The sequence below is a fragment of the Rathayibacter sp. Leaf296 genome (genome assembly GCF_001423045.1).
Taxonomy (GTDB): domain Bacteria; phylum Actinomycetota; class Actinomycetes; order Actinomycetales; family Microbacteriaceae; genus Rathayibacter; species Rathayibacter caricis.
Genome location: NZ_LMNR01000002.1, coordinates 1,076,021 through 1,091,130, shown reverse-complemented (window position 1 = coordinate 1,091,130; position 15,110 = coordinate 1,076,021). Strand labels below are relative to the sequence as shown.

Sequence of the window (15,110 nt, the reverse complement as noted above, 5' to 3'; positions counted from 1 at the left end):
CAGGTCGCTGACGGCCAGGTTGACGAAGAGCATGGTGGGCATCGGTGCGCCGTTCCTCTCGGGTCCCAGTGGCCCGCTGCCTCCGGTCGTTCCAGCATGATGATGACCGATCGGCAAGGGTGTCAAGGGACGGAGCCGGCCTCCGTGGCGGGGTGGAAGGTGGCCGTCCCCGCAGGGGGGAGCCTCGCCTCGGCGACCGAGCCCGGACGGACGGTGGTCGAGTCGCGCACGACGCCGAAGGGCCCGCCGCTCTCCAGCGACCGGCCCTTCGATCCAGGCGGCTACAGCCCCTGCGACAGGCGGTAGTACGCCGCGTTCGCGCGCAGCTCGTTCTCGAAGCCGCGGAGCGTGGTGCCCTCGTCGATGACGAGGAGCTCGACGCCTGCGATGCGGGCGAAGTCCTCCCACGCCTCCACGCCGATCTGCGTCGTCATGACCGTGTGGTGCGCCGCTCCCGCGGTGATCCACGCGGCGGCGCTGGTGCTGAAGTCCGGAGCCGGCTGCCAGACGGCGCGGCCGACCGGGAGGTGCGGCAGGGTCTGCGGGGGCTCGACGTTCTGCACGGCGTTGGCGACGAGGCGGAAGCGCTCGCGCACGTCGCTCAGCGCGACGACGACGGCGGGTCCCGCGTCCGCGGTGAAGACCAGGCGCACCGGGTCCTCGCGGCCGCCGATGCCCAGCGGGTGGATCTCGAGCGTGGCGCGCTTCGACGAGAGCGACGGCGAGACCTCGAGCATGTGCGCGCCGAGGATCAGCTCCTCGCCGGGCGTCATGTCGTAGGTGTAGTCCTCCATGAGGCTGGTGCCGCCGGGGAGCCCGGCGCCCATGACCGCGGCGATGCGGATGAGGACGGCCGTCTTCCAGTCGCCCTCCCCGCCGAAGCCGTAGCCGTCGGCCATCAGGCGCTGCACCGCGAGTCCGGGGAGCTGGCGGAGTCCGCCGAGGTCCTCGAAGCTGTCGGTGAACGCCTCGAAGCCGCCCTCCTCCAGGAACGAGCGCAGGCCGATCTCGACCGCCGCGCCGTAGCGGAGCGACTCGTGGCGCTCGCCGCCGGGGAGCAGCTCGGCGACCACGTCGTAGCTCTCGACGTACTCGGCGACGAGGGCGTCGATCTGCTCGGGGGTCGCGGCGTCGACGCGCTCGACGAGCTCGTCGACGCCCCAGGTGTTGACGCTGACGCCGAGGCGGATCTCGGCCTCGGTCTTGTCGCCCTCGGTGACGGCGACGTTGCGCATGTTGTCGCCGAAGCGGGCGACCTTCATGCTCTGCGAGGCGGCCCAGCCGGACGCGGCGCGCGACCAGATGCCGATCGACTCCGTCACGCGGGCGTCGCTGGCGTGGCCGACGACGGTCTTCCGCGGCACGCTCATCCGGCTGAGGATGTAGCCGTGCTCGCGGTCGCCGTGCGCGGCCTGGTTCAGGTTCATGAAGTCGAAGTCGATGTCCTGCCACGGCAGGGCGACGTTCGCCTGGGTGTGGAAGTGCAGCAGCGGCTTGGCGAGCGCGTCGAAGCCGTGGATCCACATCTTCGAGGGGCTGAAGGTGTGCATCCAGGTGATGACGCCCACGACGGAGTCGTCCGCGTTGGCCTCGATCATGGTGCGGCGGATCGCGTCGGAGCTCTTCAGCACCGGCTTCCACTCGATGGTGACGGGGATCGCGCTCGCCGCGTTCAGCTCGGCGACGACGGCCTGCGACTGCTCGGCGACCTGGCGGAGGGTGTCCTCGCCGTAGAGGTCCTGGCTGCCGGTCAGGAACCAGACGGTGCGGGTGGCGAGGTCGGGGATGATGCTCTGGTACACGCTCATGCGATGGCTCCGGTGGGGTTCTGTCCGTAGACGTTCTGGTAGCGGTCGAACAGGGCGTCGATCGACTCCTGCGGGATGGGGACGAGCTCGCCGCCCTGGCGCGCGAGGTGCACGGTGCGGGCGACGTCCTCGGCCATGACGGCCGCCTTCACGGCGTCCTTCGCGTCCTTGCCGATGGTGAACACTCCGTGGTTCTGCATCAGGACCGCGCGCGAGCGGTGCCCGGTCAGGGTCGCGACGATGCCGCGGCCGATCGAGTCGTCGCCGATGATCGCGAACGGGCCGATCGGGATCTCGCCGCCGAACTCGTCGGCCATCGCGGTGATCACGCAGGGGATCGGCTCGGCGCGCGCGGCCCAGGCCGTGGCGTAGGTGGAGTGCGTGTGCACGACTCCGCCGACCTCGGGCATCTCGCGGTACACGTAGGCGTGCGCCGCGGTGTCGCTGGACGGGCTGCGGTCGCTGCCGGGCGTGCCCGGGACGACGGTGCCGTCGAGGTCGCACAGGATCATGTTCTCGGGGGAGAGGTCGTCGTACGAGACTCCGCTGGGCTTGATCACGAAGAGGTCGGCGCCGGGCACGCGGCCCGAGATGTTGCCGCCCGTCCAGATGACGAGGCCGTAGCGGACGAGCTCGGAGTGCAGGCGGGCGACGTCCTCGCGGACGCGCGCGATCGCCTCCTCGATGGCCGGATCGAAGGTCATGCGGTCTCTCCCTGTGCGGTGGTTCGGGTGTCGGTGAGGGTCTCGACGGCGGTGCGCTCGACGGCGAGGCCGGCGCGGTAGCGCTCGAGGTAGGAGGCGAACCCGGCCACGTCGGCGGCGTCGGGGGCGACGCTGTCGAAGGAGTAGCCGCTGAACACCCGGTCGGTCAGGTACGCGCTGAGGTCGCCCCCGCCGTCGCGGCGGAACGCGGCGAGCACCGCGATGCCCCAGGGCCCGCCCTCCGACGCGGTCTCGGCGACGGCCACGGGCGCGTCGAGCGCTCCGGCGAGGAAGCGCTGCGCGACTCCGGCCGTGCGGAACATGCCGCCGTGCGCGTACATCGCGTCGAGCTCGACGCCCTCCTCGGCGAGCACGCGCATGCCGAGCGCGAGGGTGCCGAAGACGCCGTAGAGCTGCGCGCGGATGAAGTTGGGCAGCGTCAAGCGCGAGTCCGGGGTGCGGACGACGAGCGGACGGCCCTCGACCAGGCCCGCGATCGGCTCTCCGGCGAGGTGGTTGTAGGCGAGGAGTCCGCCGGCGTCGGCGTCTCCCTCGAGCGCCGCGCGGAACAGCGTGCCGTAGACAGCGTCGCTGTCAGCCGGGAGGCCCTGTGCCGCGGCGAACTGCGAGAACAGGCCGACCCACGTCGCGAGCTCGCTCGCTCCGTTGTTGCAGTGCACCATCGCCACGAGATCGCCGGCCGGAGTCGCGACCAGGTCGAGCTCGTGGTGAACGCTCGCGAGCGGCCGCTCCAGGACGACCATCGCGAAGATGCTCGTGCCCGCGCTGACGTTGCCCGTGCGCGGGGCGACGGAGTTGGTGGCCACCATGCCGGTGCCGGCGTCGCCCTCGGGCGGGCAGAACGGCACGCCGGCCTGCAGTGCGCCGGTGGGGTCGAGCAGCAGCGCACCCTCGGCGGTGAGCTCGCCGGCCTCGGCGCCCGCGGGGAGCACCTCGGGCAGCAGGTCGCGGAGCGCGGGCAGACCGCGGCCGGCGACGAGGCCGTCGTACGCCTCGAGCACGGACGCGTCGTAGTCGGTGGTCGCGGGGTCGGTGGGGACCATGCCCGACGCGTCGCCGACTCCGAGGACCTTGCGGCCCGTCAGCTTCCAGTGCACGTAGCCCGCGAGGGTCGTGAGGAAGGCGACGTCGGCCACGTGCGGCTCGTCGTCGAGCACCGCCTGGTGGAAGTGCGCGAGGGACCAGCGCAGCGGGATGTTGGCGCCGAAGAGCTCGGTGAGCTGCTCCGAGGCCGGGCCCGTGCTGGTGTTGCGCCAGGTGCGGAACGGCACGAGCAGCTCGCCGCTCGCGTCGAACGGGAGGTAGCCGTGCATCATCGCCGAGACGCCGAGCGCCCCGAACGTGGTGGGAGCGACGCCGTGGCGCTGCTGCGCATCGGCGACGAGGTCGGCGAACGCCGCCTGCAGTCCCGACCAGACGTCCTCGAGGGAGTAGGTCCAGCGCCGGTCGACGAACCGGTTCTCCCACTCGTGGCTGCCCGTCGCCAGCACGACCGACGGGTCGGCGGCGTCGACGAGACAGGCCTTGATGCGGGTGGATCCGAGTTCGATCCCGAGGGCGGTCGCGCCGCTCGTGATCGCGTCTCCACCGGGGGCGGAAGGGGGCCGTCGCTGGTCCATCGTGCTCCTCGCTCGGGCGATGTGACCGTTCACAAAGCCAGGAGTCAGAGTAGGCGACGCACTGCGCGGTTGGCAACGAGGCGGCTGCGTGCAGAACCTCGGCTGCGAGGGTGCCTCAGCGGCCATCGTGGCTGAGGAGCACTCCCAGCCGAGGTTCTGCTGCTCAGCGGGCCGAGTGGGCGGTCGACGCCCGCTCGACCAGCTGCGGGGCGACGGGCAGGTCGACCGCCGCGGTCTCGCCGCGCAGCTCGGCCAGGACGACGCCGATGGTGCGACGGCCGACCTCGGCGAAGTCCTGGCGGATCGTCGTGAGCGGCGGCAGGTAGTGGGCCGCCTCCGGGACGTCGTCGAAGCCGACGACGCTGAGGTCGTCCGGCACCCGCACGCCCCGATCGGCGCACGCGTGCAGGAGTCCGAGCGCCATCTGGTCGTTCCCCGCGAAGACGGCGTCGAGGTCCGCGACCTCGTCGAGCAGCCGGAGCCCCGCGCGGTAGCCGGACTCGGCGCTCCAGTCGCCCTCGATCACCCGGGCGGGCTCGAGGCCGTCCTCGGCCAGCCTCGTCGTGAATCCCTCGAGACGCGCGTGGGCCTCGACCCAGTGCTGCGGACCCGCGACGTGCGCGATCCTGCGGTGCCCGAGGGCGAGCAGGTGCTCGGTGGCGAGCCGCCCGCCGGCGGCCTGATCGACCAGGAGTCGCGGATCCGCTCCGCGCCCGGCCGCGCCGAGGGTGACGAACGGCACTCCGATCGAGAGGCTCTCGATGGCCTCGAGCGCGCGCTCCTGCGGGGCCAGCACGACGATCGCCTCGACCGACTCGCGCTGCAGGTGCTCGAGCCCGTCGGCGAGCGACTCCGCGTCGGGCGACGCGACATTGACCACGGGCACCCGGTAGCCGGCGTCGCGCGCGGCCTGCTCGATCGCGGCCATCGCGGTCGCGGTGCCGTAGAAGCTGTGGCTCTCGGCGGCGAGGATCCCGATCAGTCCGCTGCGACTCGTCGCGAGCGCCCGCGCGGCCGCGCTCGGACGGAAGCCGAGGTCGCTGATCGCCGCGAGCACGCGCTCCCGGGTGCGCGGGCGCAGCTGCGGGCTGTCGTTCAGCACGCGCGAGACCGTCTGGTAGGAGACGCCCGCCCGCACCGCGACGTCGCGGATCGTCGGCTGTCTCTCGGTCGTCATCCGCACACCGTAGCGCGAGGGCTCGACGCGGCCGGCCTCCTCCGCGGGAGGGAGGCCTCGCCCGGACGCACGTGCCTAGGCTGGCCGCGGTGCACGGCCGATGCGTGCCCGGAGAAGGAGTTCCCGTGGACGAGAGTGCGATCTCGATCGCCGTGGCCCTGGTCGGCGGACTCGGCGTGCTGGCGTCGGTCGTCGTGCTGCTGGTGCAGAAGCGGGGGATGCTGACCGGCTCGGGTCGCGGAGGACCCGGCGGCGGTGGGGCGAGTGACGGCGGCGGTGGGGCCGCCGCTGCGGGCGGCCGTTCGGACGACCGGGCGGAGGGCGGCGGAGGGGACGACGGCGGCTCGTCGGACTCGTCGGACTCTGGCGGAGGCGACGGCGGAGGCGGAGGCGGCGGGGACTGACGACCGCGATCGTCGGTGCTCGTCCGCGACCGTCGTCAGCTCCGGGTCGTGACCGTCGCGAGGTAGAAGTCGACGCTGTCCCCGAGGTCGATGACGGTCAGAGGCGCGGGTACGACGCCCAGGAGGCCGGACGTCGAGTCCGGGCGGGTCGCGGCGGTGGTCGAGAGCACGAGGGACCTTCCTTCGGGAGCCGAGCGCGGGGTGCGCTCCGACCTGATTCACGATCCTCGGATCCGCGGGCCGCGTCGTCGTCCCGGGGGACCGATCGTGGTCATCCGCTCGCACGACATGCACTGCGCCATGCGGGTGACGCGCAGCGCGGGTGAGTTAGGGGGTCGGGTCGTCGCTCCGGGAGAAGGCGATCGCGACGAGGCGGCGCAGCACGTCGAGGTCGACGTCGTCGAGGGTGCGCGCGTAGACGCAGCCGGCGCCCTCGGTGCACCGGCCGAGCTCGGGCAGTAGCGCGGCGCCCTCGGGCAGGTCCTTGAGGCCGTAGAGCGAGAGCTGCGCCTTGCGCGGCGAGAAGGCCGTCTTCGGCCAGACGCCGGTGCGGCGCGGATCGGAGGGGGAGACGTAGCGGTAGCTGCCGAAGCCGACCATCGACGGCCCCCACATGACGGGATCGGCGCCCGTGACCTCGCGGAAGAGCGCGGCGAGCGCGACTCCGTCCTCTCGGCGGCGGGCCGGAACGGCTGCCGCGAGGAACTCGTCGACGTTCGCGTCGGTGGGGCCGGTCTTCTGCTCGCTCATACGTCGAGCGTGCCACCTCGGGCTGCTCCAGTCCTCACGAATCGTCGTGCTCGAGCTCGAGTACGACGACTTCCGAGGGGTGGGCGGGTGCGCGGACGCGGGCCGTCGGGCGTGCGATCGAGTCCGCGGAAGTCGTCGTACTGGGCCTCGAGTGCGACAACTCCTGCGGAGTCGATCCCGGCCGGGTGCGATCCCGACCCGGTGCGCGCCGGACTCGGGCCCTCGTCACCCCGTCAGCACCAGGGGTCCGTCCTCCGTGATCGCGACCGTGTGCTCCGTGTGCGCCGCGCGGCTGCCATCGGCCGTGCGCACGGTCCAGCCGTCGGGGTCCATCCGGATGCGCGAGGTCGTCCTCGACCACCACGGCTCGAGCGCGATCACCATCCCGGCCCGCAGCCGGTAGCCGCGGCCCGCGCGTCCGTCATTGGGGATGTGCAGGTCGCCGTGCATCGTGCGGCCCACGCTGTGCCCGCCGAACTCGAGATTCACCGGGCAGCCGGCGGAGGCGGCGACCGCGCCGATCGCGGCCGACAGATCGCCGACGCGGTTGCCCGGCACGGCGGCCGCGATGCCGGCCGCGAGGGCGTCGCGGGTCGAGCGGATCAGCTCCTCGTCGCTCCGCTCGGCGCGCCCGACGATCGTGGTCACCGCCGCATCGGCCACCCAGCCGTCGACCGAGACGGCGAAGTCCAGGCTCAGCACGTCGCCGTCGCGCAGCCGGTAGTCGTGCGGCAGTCCGTGCTGCGCGGCGTCATTGACGGAGGTGCAGATCACGTTGCGGAAGGGGCCGTTCCCGAACGACGGCGCGTAGTCCCAGTAGCAGGAGACGGCTCCGCGCTCGTCGACGGCGCGGCGGGCGGCCTGCTCGATCTCGAGCAGGTTCATGCCCACTTCGGCGCGCGCGGAGAGGGAGGCGAGCGTGTCGCGGACGAAGGCGCCCGCCGCGCGCATCTCGTCGATCTCGGCGGGGGTGTGCAGCTCGATCATGCCGGTATACTAATACCGGTGACCGGTATGAAAATACCAGCGCCCGCCCGCCGCCCGCCCGAAGGAGACAGCTGTGATGGTCCGCGCACCTCTCACTCCTGAGCAGCTCGAGGCCGGCCGCCGGCTCGGCGAGACGCTCCGGCGCGCTCGCGGCCCGCGCACCCTGAACGAGGTCGCCGGCCAGGCCGGGCTCTCGCCCGAGACACTCCGCAAGATCGAGACGGGTCGGCTCCCCAGCCCGGCCTTCGGTACTGTCGCGGCCCTCGCCGCAGCGCTCGACCTCTCGCTCGACGCCCTCGCGCTCGAGTGGGCCGGCGCCTCGGCCCGGGTCGCGCGGCCCGCCTGACGCCCGGTTTCCCGCTGCTCCCGCCAATCGGCGGGCAGGCGGTCCGCCGGCCCGGGCGCGGTCCGGTCGAGCGGGTGCTCCTGCGTCTCCGCGAGCCTCGGCCCGTCACCGTGGTCGTCGGTCCGGGAGTCCCGAAACCGGTCCTTGCCGGGCTCGACGCTGCGGATGACGGCGCGCCCCGGTCGTCTCGTGGTGCGCGGTCGCACTCGACGCAGCCCCCGCCGGAGGGAGAGACGGAGAAATCGATCATGCTCCAGTCCTCCCGGATCGTCGTGCTCGAGCTCGAGTACGACGACTCTCGAGGGGTGGGCGCTACTCCAGGTCGGCCCGCTCCGCCGCGTGCAGAGCGCGCACCTCGTCGGCCGTGAGAGCCCGGTCCCAGACGCGCAGCCGCGCGATGCTGCCCTTGTGCAGGTTGATCAGCTTGCCGTCGCGGCCGACCGCTCCGACCATGAAGTCGCCGGGAGCCGCGTTGAGGCCGTCGGGGTAGACGTACGGGTTCTTCGCGTAGGTCGCGCCCTGCTTGTCGGTGTACGTCGGGTACGAGGTCGACTCGCCGTTCAGGTAGGCGATCGCGAGTCCGCCGTCGTAGGTGCCGACGTGCAGCTCCCAGACCCCGCGCGTCATCTTCCGCGGCTCCGCCGAGTAGTCGATCGAGAACGGGTAGCCGGGAGTCGGACCTCCCTCCTTCGACACCTCCATGCAGACCATGTCGTCGCCGCCGTAGTCGGGGAGGTCGTTGAAGAGGGCGTAGGAGCGCAGAGGGCCGACGGCCGACTCCTCCCAGATCCCGGCGATGTTGGCGTTGTTGGAGTCGGTGCTGAGCACCCAGGCGGCGACCGTCACCGCGCCGGTCGAGGCGCCGACGTTGAGCACGCCGATGTCCGACTTCGGGACCACGAGGAAGTCGGTGGTGCCGTTGAACCGGACTCCGCCGCCGAAAGGCGTCGAGATCCGCGTCGCGGTCGAGCTCGCGCCCTGGAGGAGCGCGGGCGCGCCCGCCACCGCTGAGGCGTAGGGCGCGGTGCTCTCGGTGAACGACCAGTCGGCGATCGGCGCAGGCACCGGGGTCTGCGGGGACGCGGGAGTGTCTTCGACGAGGAAGGCGTCGAGGATGATCGTGGATCCGGTGGCCGCAGGGTTCTTGGTGGAGCCGCGCTTGAGGGTGATGGTGTGGATACCGGCGGAGAGGGTGCCGCTGCTCCAGACGGTCTGGTTCGCGCGGGTGGTGGGGCTGTAGCGGTCGACGGCGGCGACGCGGGTGCCGTCGATCCAGACCTCATTGGTGCCGGAGGAGGGGGTCCTGCGGCTGATCCAGCTGACGGAGGTGCCGGTGAACGTGAGCGCCGCGGAGGCGCCGGTCGAGGTGGAGTAGCTGATGCTTCCTCCGCTGTCGGACGGGGAGGAGAGGGTCGTCCAGGTGCCGGTGGTCGTGATGTGCGGCGAGCCGTGCTGGTACGTCCCCGCTCCGGGCGGAGTCGGAGGCGCGGGGGTGTCGGTGACGACGAAGGCATCGAGGATGATCGTGGATCCGGTGGCGGCGGGGTTCTTGGTGGAGCCGCGCTTGAGGGTGATGGTGTGGGTGCCGGCGGGGAGGGTGCCGCTGCGCCAGACGGTCTGCTTGGAGCGGGTGGTGGGGCTGTAGCGGTCGACGGTGGCGACGCGGGTGCCGTCGATCCAGACCTCGTTGGTGCCGGAGGAGGGGGTCCTGCGACTGATCCAGCTGACGGACGTGCCGGTGAAGGTGAGTGCGGCGGAGGCGCGGGTCGAGGTGGAGTAGCTGATGCTTCCTCCGCTGTCGGACGGGGAGGAGAGGGTCGTCCAGGAGCCGGTGGTCGTGATGTGCGGCGATCCGTTCTGGTACGTCCCGGCTCCGGGCGCGGTCGGTTCGGCAGGATCGGCCGCCGCGGCGGACGTGGACGCCAGGGCCGTGCCGACTCCGGCGATCGCTCCGGTGAGCATCGTGCGGCGGGAGAGCCCGGCGAGGGGGCGGCGGGAGTCGTCCATGAGGTGGCGGGCCTTCCGGGCTGTCTGGGCGAGGGCTCGGTGCCGCAGTGGAGAGGAGTCGGACCCACTGCGGTCCCGGATCGTCGAGGAGGACGGGGTGTCGGCTCAGCCCCTGAGAGCGAGGGCGTCGAGCACGAGCGTATCGCCGGACGACGCCGGGGAGCCCGTCGATTCCCGTCGGAGCGACACGGTGTCCCGACTCGGCGGAGAGCCTTCGTCGCCGCTAGCGCCCGGCGTCCAGCTGCTCGCGCCAGTCCGCCGGCAGCCGGTCCGCGGGACCGGGCGCGGTCTGGTCGAGCGGGTGCTCCTGCGGGTCGGCGAGCCGGGGCCCGTCCGCGTAGTCGCCGGTGCGGTAGTCCCAGAACCAGTCCTCGCCGGGCTCGAAGCTGCGGATGATCGCGTGCCCGGTCGTCTCGTAGTGCGCGGTCGCGTGGCGGTTCGGCGAGTCGTCGCAGCAGCCGATGTGCCCGCAGAGGGCGCAGCGGCGCAGGTGCACCCACCACGCTCCGGTGCGGTCGCACTCGACGCAGCCCGCGCCGGAGGGAGGGACGGTGGGGTCGATCATCGACGTCGCGGTCATGCCACCAGTGTGCTCCGTCGGCGGCGGCCGGGTCACCCTCCGCTGGTCAGCCGCGCGAACGCCTCGTCGACCATCGTGCGGAAGTCGGCCTCCTCGTGCGCGGCCCACTCCTCCCACACCACGTCGACCGCGGCGAGGCCGGCGGCGGCGAGCACCCGCGCGGTGAGCGGCTCGACGCCCCGCGCGACGAGCGCGACGGCCAGCGCCTCGGCTCCCTCGGCCCGGCGCTCGCGCAGGCGCGCCTTCAAGGTGAACTCGCTCGAGATCAGCCGCAGCCGCGCCCGGTAGACGTCGGGCTCGCGGGTCGCGACGGCGACGACCGGCTCCACGGAGGTGCGCACCAGCTCCCAGCCGGACATGGCGGCCCCGGCGGGCAGGGCGAGCACCGGCGCCGCGTAGTCGACCCGGTCGCCGTCTACGGCGGCCACGACCACGTCCTCCTTGCTCCGGAAGTAGCGGAAGAAGGTCGCGCGCGAGACGCCGGCCTCGCGCGCGGCCTCCTCGACCGTCACCGCGGAGTAGCCGCGCTCGAGGAACACGGCGAGCACCGCGTCGGCGAGCTCGGCCCGCAGCAGGGCGCGGGTGCGGTCGCGGAGCGGTGCGGTCATGCGGTCAGCCTAGGAGCCGGTGGCGTCCCGGCTCCCCGGCCCCGGCTCAGTTGGCGGCCGAGATCTCGAGCGCGATGCCGTCGGGGTCGCGGAACTCGAGGATGCTCAGCGGCCCGGTGTCCTTGACGGGCTCGTGCGCGATGCCGAGCTCGTCGAGGACGGCCACGGACGCCTGCAGCTCGTCCGCTCCGGCGACGGTGAAGCTCAGGTGGTCGAGCCCCACGCGGTCCTCGTCGAAGCGGTCGTCGGCGGCGGCGACGGGGCGCAGGCCCAGCAGTCCGCCGGGAAAGGAGTAGATGACTCCGCCGAAGAGGAAGGCCAGCTGCTCCTGCACCTCGGCGGGCGCATCGGCCGGCGGCGCCTCGAAGGCGATGTCGAAGCCGAAGACGGAGTCGTAGAACGCGCGCGAGACGGCGATGTCGCGGACGGTGAGGCGGATGTGGGCGTAGTCGACGGCGGGGATGGGCATGCGGGGTCCTTCCGGAGATGGTGGGCCGGAGCGCCCACCACGAGTCATTCGGAGCGGCGACGCCGAAGGAGGGAACATGTGGGTGAGACTCAGTCTCAGGTGCGATATTCACTATCACCCCTCTGACCTAAGGAGCCCCCATGACCCTCACCTCCAAGAACACGCTGCAGGAGTGGCTCGACGACGCCGTCGGCGGTCCGATCCTCCGCGGGATCCTCGCCCAGGGCGGCCAGACGGAGGAGGCGCTGCGCCCCGCCGCGAAGCTGTCGCTGCGCGCGATGGTCGAGCTGGGCGGCGGGGCCTTCCCGCAGGAGCTCGTCGACACCCTCGTGAAGCAGGCGAACGGCGGAGTGATCCCGCCCGAGGAGACGGAGGAGGAGTCGCAGGACGCCTCCGGCCGCTTCGTCGGCAGGACGGTCGTCGTGACCGGCGCGGGCTCCGGCATCGGCCGGGCGACCGCCCGCCGCCTGGTCCGCGAGGGCGCCCGCGTGATCGCGGTCGACGTCGTGCCGACCGGCGTCGAGGCCCTCGCCGCGGCGTCGCCCGAGGGCTCGGTCGTGACGGTCGTCGCCGACATCACCTCGGCCGAGGGTGTCGCCTCGATCGTGTCCGCGGCGGGCGAGCGGATCGACGGTCTCGCGAACATCGCCGGGATCATGGACGGCATGACTCCGCTGCACGAGGCGGAGGACGCGCTCTGGCGCCGGGTGTTCTCGGTGAACGTCGACGGGACCTTCGCGCTGAGCCGCGCGGTGCTGCCGGCGATGCTCGCGGCCGGTCGCGGGGCGATCGTCAACATCGCCTCGGAGGCGTCGCTGCGCGGCAACGCGGCCGGCACCGCCTACACGGCGTCCAAGCACGCTGTCGTCGGCATCACCAAGTCGGCGGCGTTCCTCTACGGCCCGTCCGGCGTCCGGACGAACGCGGTGGCTCCCGGACCGACCGCCACGGCGATCGAGGGCACGATGTCGTCCGACTTCGCGCGCGAGCGCCTCGCGCCGTTCATGGCACTGATCCCGCCCGTGGTCGAGGCTGACACGATGGCGGCGTCGATCACCTGGCTGCTCAGCGACGACTCCGCGAACGTCAACGGCGTGATCCTCGCCTCCGACGGCGGCTGGTCGGTGCAGTAGCGGTCGGTGCGATCAGTCGCGGGCGTTCCGCAGCTCGCGGCTGATCGCACGCAGCCCGATCTCGAGCGCCTCGAGCTCGTCGAGCGACAGCCGCGACAGCACGTCCTCGCCGAGCTCGGGGCGGGCGGCCATCAGCTCGCGGACCACGGCGCGGCCGAGGTCGGTGGCGTGGATCCGCCGGACGCGCTGGTCGAGTCGGTCCGTCTCGCGCTCGACGAGGTCCTGCGAGGCGAGGCGGTCCACGAGCTTCGACATGGACGGCATCGAGACCCCGAAGCTCTGGGCCAGGCCGGCGCCGGTCGCTCCCTCCTCGGTCGTGACGATCACCGACAGGGCCTTCAGCTGCTGGATCGTGAGCTCGGTCGTCAGCAGCGGAGCGAGGACGCGGGGGATCGAGCGCACGGTGATCGCGATCGAGAGCGCCTCGATGTCCGAGACGACGCGAGCGCGGGGATCCATTCGCCCACCGTAGTTCTCAGGCGATGCTCAGGGCAATTACTTAGATCGAAGCTAACCTTTTTGACGAGGGCGCGTCGTCGTCCTCGAACCGATCCGGAGTCGTGTCGGCGCTCGCGGGACCTCCCGCCGCCGTCCCGCCACCGGGCTCCGCTGTCGCGTCGATCCGCGTGACGAGAGCGAGACGCCCATGACCGACACCATCCCGACCGAGACCCTCGCCGCGGACGACCAGCGCCGACTCGAGGCCGCCCGTGCGAAGTACCGCGCCGAGCGCGACCGCCGGGCCCGCCCGGATGCCGCGACGCAGTACCGCCGCGCCGCCGGCGAGTTCGGCTACTACGCCAAGGACCCGTACACCGAGCGCACCGAGCGCGAGCCGAGGACCGACCGGGTCGAGGCGCTCGTGATCGGGGCCGGCTTCGGCGGACTGCTCACCGCGTCGCGACTGCGCGAGTCGGGTGTCGACTCCCTCCGCCTGATGGACGAGGCCGGCGACGTGGGCGGCACCTGGTACTGGAACCGCTACCCGGGGGTGCGCTGCGACATCGAGGCGTCCGTCTACCTCCCGCTGCTCGAGGAGGTCGGCGGGATGCCGTCCGAGCGGTACGCGCCGGGGGAGGAGATCCGCCGGCACGCGGTCGCGATCGCGGAGCACTACGGCCTGTACCGCGACACGCTCTTCCAGACCCGCGCCACCGCGCTCACCTGGGACGAGGAGGCGGAGGAGTGGCTCGTCGAGACCGATCGCGGCGACCGGTTCCGCGCGCGGTTCGTGGTCACCTCCTCCGGCACCCTCACCCAGCCCAAGCTGCCCGGGATCCCGGGCATAGAGACCTTCCGCGGCCACACCTTCCACACCTCGCGCTGGGACTACGGCTACACCGGCGGCACGCCCGACGGCGGCCTGACCGGTCTCGCCGACAAGCGGGTCGCCGTCGTCGGTACGGGCGCGACCGGCCTCCAGGTGATCCCGCACGTCGGCGAGGACGCCCGGGAGCTGATCGTGTTCCAGCGCACGCCGTCCACGGTCGACGTCCGCGACAACCGGCCGACGGATCCCGAGTGGGCCGCGTCGCTGCGCCCGGGCTGGCAGCGCGAGCGGATGGAGAACTTCCTCGCGGTGCTCGCCGGCGAGCCGGTGGACGAGTCGCTCGTGCAGGACGGCTGGACGAAGACGGTCGAGCTGCAGCGGCAGATCCTCTCGGGTGCGGTCGACACGTCGCTGCCGCCCCAGGAGCGCGAGCTGCGCGACGAACTGGCCGACCTCGACACGATGGACCGCCTCCGCGACCGTGTCGACTCCGTCGTCGAGGATCCCGCGACCGCCGCGGCGCTCAAGCCCTGGTACCGCTACATGTGCAAGCGGCCTGGCTTCAGCGACACCTACCTGCCCACTTTCAACCGGCCGAACGTGCGCCTCGTCGACACGGCCGACACGGGCGGCATCACGCGGATGACCGAGACCGAGGTCGTCGTCGGCGACACCGCCTACGAGGTCGACTGCGTGATCTTCGCGACCGGTTTCGAGGTCGGGATCTCGGGAGTGATGTCGGGCACGCTGCCGGTCGTCGGCCGGGGCGGGCGGACGCTCCTGGAGGCGTGGGGCCGCGGTCCGCGGACGCTGCACGGCTTCTCGTCGCACGGCTTCCCGAACCTGTTCCACCTCAGCGGCATCCAGAACGCGAACTCGGTGAACTTCGCGCACATCCTGCTCGAGCAGGCCGAACACATCGCCGCCGTCATCGCCCGCGGCCGCGAGGTCGGCGCGCGGTACCTCGAGCCGAGCGTCGAGGCGGAGGAGGCGTGGGTGCGCACCGTGCACGAGACCGCCGCCGACACCCGCGCCTTCCAGGCCGAGTGCACGCCCGGGTACTACAACGGCGAGGGCACCCGCTCGATCGGCGGCGCCTCCTACAGCCCTGGTCCGATCGCGTTCCACCGCCTGCTGCGCGAGTGGCGCGAGGGCGGCATGGACGACGTGCTCGTCGACGCCGGAGTGGGGGCGTCGCGGTGAGGCGGCGGGCGATCGCTGTGCCGG

The 15,110-nt window shown here is 72.5% G+C and carries 16 protein-coding genes; 4 read left to right on the top strand and 12 right to left on the bottom strand.

Features of this window, described 5'->3' with window-relative positions; translation table 11 throughout:
• Window positions 1-281: 281 nt before the first annotated feature.
• The 4 genes from araA to ASF46_RS15305 all read right to left on the bottom strand — a co-directional run bounded on the left by araA (window position 282) and on the right by ASF46_RS15305 (window position 5,329).
• Complete coding sequence (gene araA / locus ASF46_RS15320; RefSeq protein WP_056868336.1) at window positions 282-1,808, bottom strand: L-arabinose isomerase; 1,527 nt, start codon at window positions 1,806-1,808, stop codon at window positions 282-284.
• Window positions 1,805-2,512 carry an L-ribulose-5-phosphate 4-epimerase gene (locus ASF46_RS15315; RefSeq protein WP_056868335.1) on the bottom strand — a complete coding sequence of 236 codons (708 nt, stop codon included), beginning with the start codon at window positions 2,510-2,512 and terminating at the stop codon, window positions 1,805-1,807. The genes araA and ASF46_RS15315 overlap by 4 nt, the downstream gene beginning before the upstream one ends.
• Complete coding sequence (locus ASF46_RS15310; RefSeq protein ID WP_056868334.1) at window positions 2,509-4,152, bottom strand: xylulokinase; 1,644 nt, start codon at window positions 4,150-4,152, stop codon at window positions 2,509-2,511. The genes ASF46_RS15315 and ASF46_RS15310 overlap by 4 nt, the downstream gene beginning before the upstream one ends.
• A gap of 163 nt (window positions 4,153-4,315) precedes the next feature.
• Window positions 4,316-5,329 carry a LacI family DNA-binding transcriptional regulator gene (locus ASF46_RS15305; protein ID WP_056868634.1) on the bottom strand — a complete coding sequence of 338 codons (1,014 nt, stop codon included), beginning with the start codon at window positions 5,327-5,329 and terminating at the stop codon, window positions 4,316-4,318.
• 125 nt (window positions 5,330-5,454) lie between these two features.
• On the opposite strand from ASF46_RS15305, the gene ASF46_RS15300 reads away from it, so the two are divergent.
• Window positions 5,455-5,733: a hypothetical protein gene (locus ASF46_RS15300; protein WP_056868333.1), complete on the top strand. Its 279-nt coding sequence runs from the start codon at window positions 5,455-5,457 to the stop codon at window positions 5,731-5,733.
• A 35-nt stretch (window positions 5,734-5,768) separates the two neighbouring features.
• Here ASF46_RS15300 and ASF46_RS19860 read toward each other — a convergent pair whose 3' ends face one another.
• The 3 genes from ASF46_RS19860 to map form a co-directional block, all read right to left on the bottom strand.
• Window positions 5,769-5,903, bottom strand: a complete 135-nt coding sequence (locus ASF46_RS19860; RefSeq protein WP_268788651.1) for a hypothetical protein — start codon at window positions 5,901-5,903, stop codon at window positions 5,769-5,771.
• A 157-nt stretch (window positions 5,904-6,060) separates the two neighbouring features.
• Window positions 6,061-6,483 (bottom strand): DUF1801 domain-containing protein, encoded by a 423-nt coding sequence (locus ASF46_RS15295; protein WP_056868332.1) that lies wholly within the window; start codon window positions 6,481-6,483, stop codon window positions 6,061-6,063.
• 225 nt (window positions 6,484-6,708) lie between these two features.
• Window positions 6,709-7,470, bottom strand: a complete 762-nt coding sequence (gene map / locus ASF46_RS15290) for a type I methionyl aminopeptidase (protein ID WP_056868331.1) — start codon at window positions 7,468-7,470, stop codon at window positions 6,709-6,711.
• A gap of 76 nt (window positions 7,471-7,546) precedes the next feature.
• On the opposite strand from map, the gene ASF46_RS15285 reads away from it, so the two are divergent.
• Window positions 7,547-7,816: a helix-turn-helix domain-containing protein gene (locus tag ASF46_RS15285; RefSeq protein WP_056868330.1), complete on the top strand. Its 270-nt coding sequence runs from the start codon at window positions 7,547-7,549 to the stop codon at window positions 7,814-7,816.
• A 312-nt stretch (window positions 7,817-8,128) separates the two neighbouring features.
• On the opposite strand, the gene ASF46_RS15280 is transcribed toward ASF46_RS15285, so the two are convergent.
• From ASF46_RS15280 to ASF46_RS15265, 4 genes are all read right to left on the bottom strand, one after another.
• Window positions 8,129-9,823, bottom strand: a complete 1,695-nt coding sequence (locus ASF46_RS15280) for a LamG-like jellyroll fold domain-containing protein (protein WP_056868329.1) — start codon at window positions 9,821-9,823, stop codon at window positions 8,129-8,131.
• 223 nt (window positions 9,824-10,046) lie between these two features.
• On the bottom strand, window positions 10,047-10,403 hold the full coding sequence (locus ASF46_RS15275; RefSeq protein ID WP_056868328.1) for a UBP-type zinc finger domain-containing protein: 357 nt from the start codon (window positions 10,401-10,403) through the stop codon (window positions 10,047-10,049).
• A 32-nt stretch (window positions 10,404-10,435) separates the two neighbouring features.
• The gene (locus tag ASF46_RS15270) at window positions 10,436-11,011 is read right to left on the bottom strand and encodes a TetR family transcriptional regulator (protein ID WP_056868327.1); all 576 of its coding nucleotides are present in this window, start codon (window positions 11,009-11,011) and stop codon (window positions 10,436-10,438) included.
• A gap of 46 nt (window positions 11,012-11,057) precedes the next feature.
• Window positions 11,058-11,480 (bottom strand): VOC family protein, encoded by a 423-nt coding sequence (locus ASF46_RS15265; protein WP_056868326.1) that lies wholly within the window; start codon window positions 11,478-11,480, stop codon window positions 11,058-11,060.
• A 140-nt stretch (window positions 11,481-11,620) separates the two neighbouring features.
• Between ASF46_RS15265 and ASF46_RS15260 the strand changes: the two genes are divergently transcribed.
• A complete protein-coding gene (locus ASF46_RS15260; protein WP_056868325.1) occupies window positions 11,621-12,613 on the top strand; it encodes an SDR family NAD(P)-dependent oxidoreductase in 993 nt (330 codons plus the stop codon).
• A 12-nt stretch (window positions 12,614-12,625) separates the two neighbouring features.
• Here ASF46_RS15260 and ASF46_RS15255 read toward each other — a convergent pair whose 3' ends face one another.
• Window positions 12,626-13,072: a MarR family winged helix-turn-helix transcriptional regulator gene (locus ASF46_RS15255; RefSeq protein WP_056868324.1), complete on the bottom strand. Its 447-nt coding sequence runs from the start codon at window positions 13,070-13,072 to the stop codon at window positions 12,626-12,628.
• A 187-nt stretch (window positions 13,073-13,259) separates the two neighbouring features.
• On the opposite strand from ASF46_RS15255, the gene ASF46_RS15250 reads away from it, so the two are divergent.
• The gene (locus ASF46_RS15250) at window positions 13,260-15,086 is read left to right on the top strand and encodes a flavin-containing monooxygenase (protein WP_056868323.1); all 1,827 of its coding nucleotides are present in this window, start codon (window positions 13,260-13,262) and stop codon (window positions 15,084-15,086) included.
• Window positions 15,087-15,110: the final 24 nt, after the last annotated feature.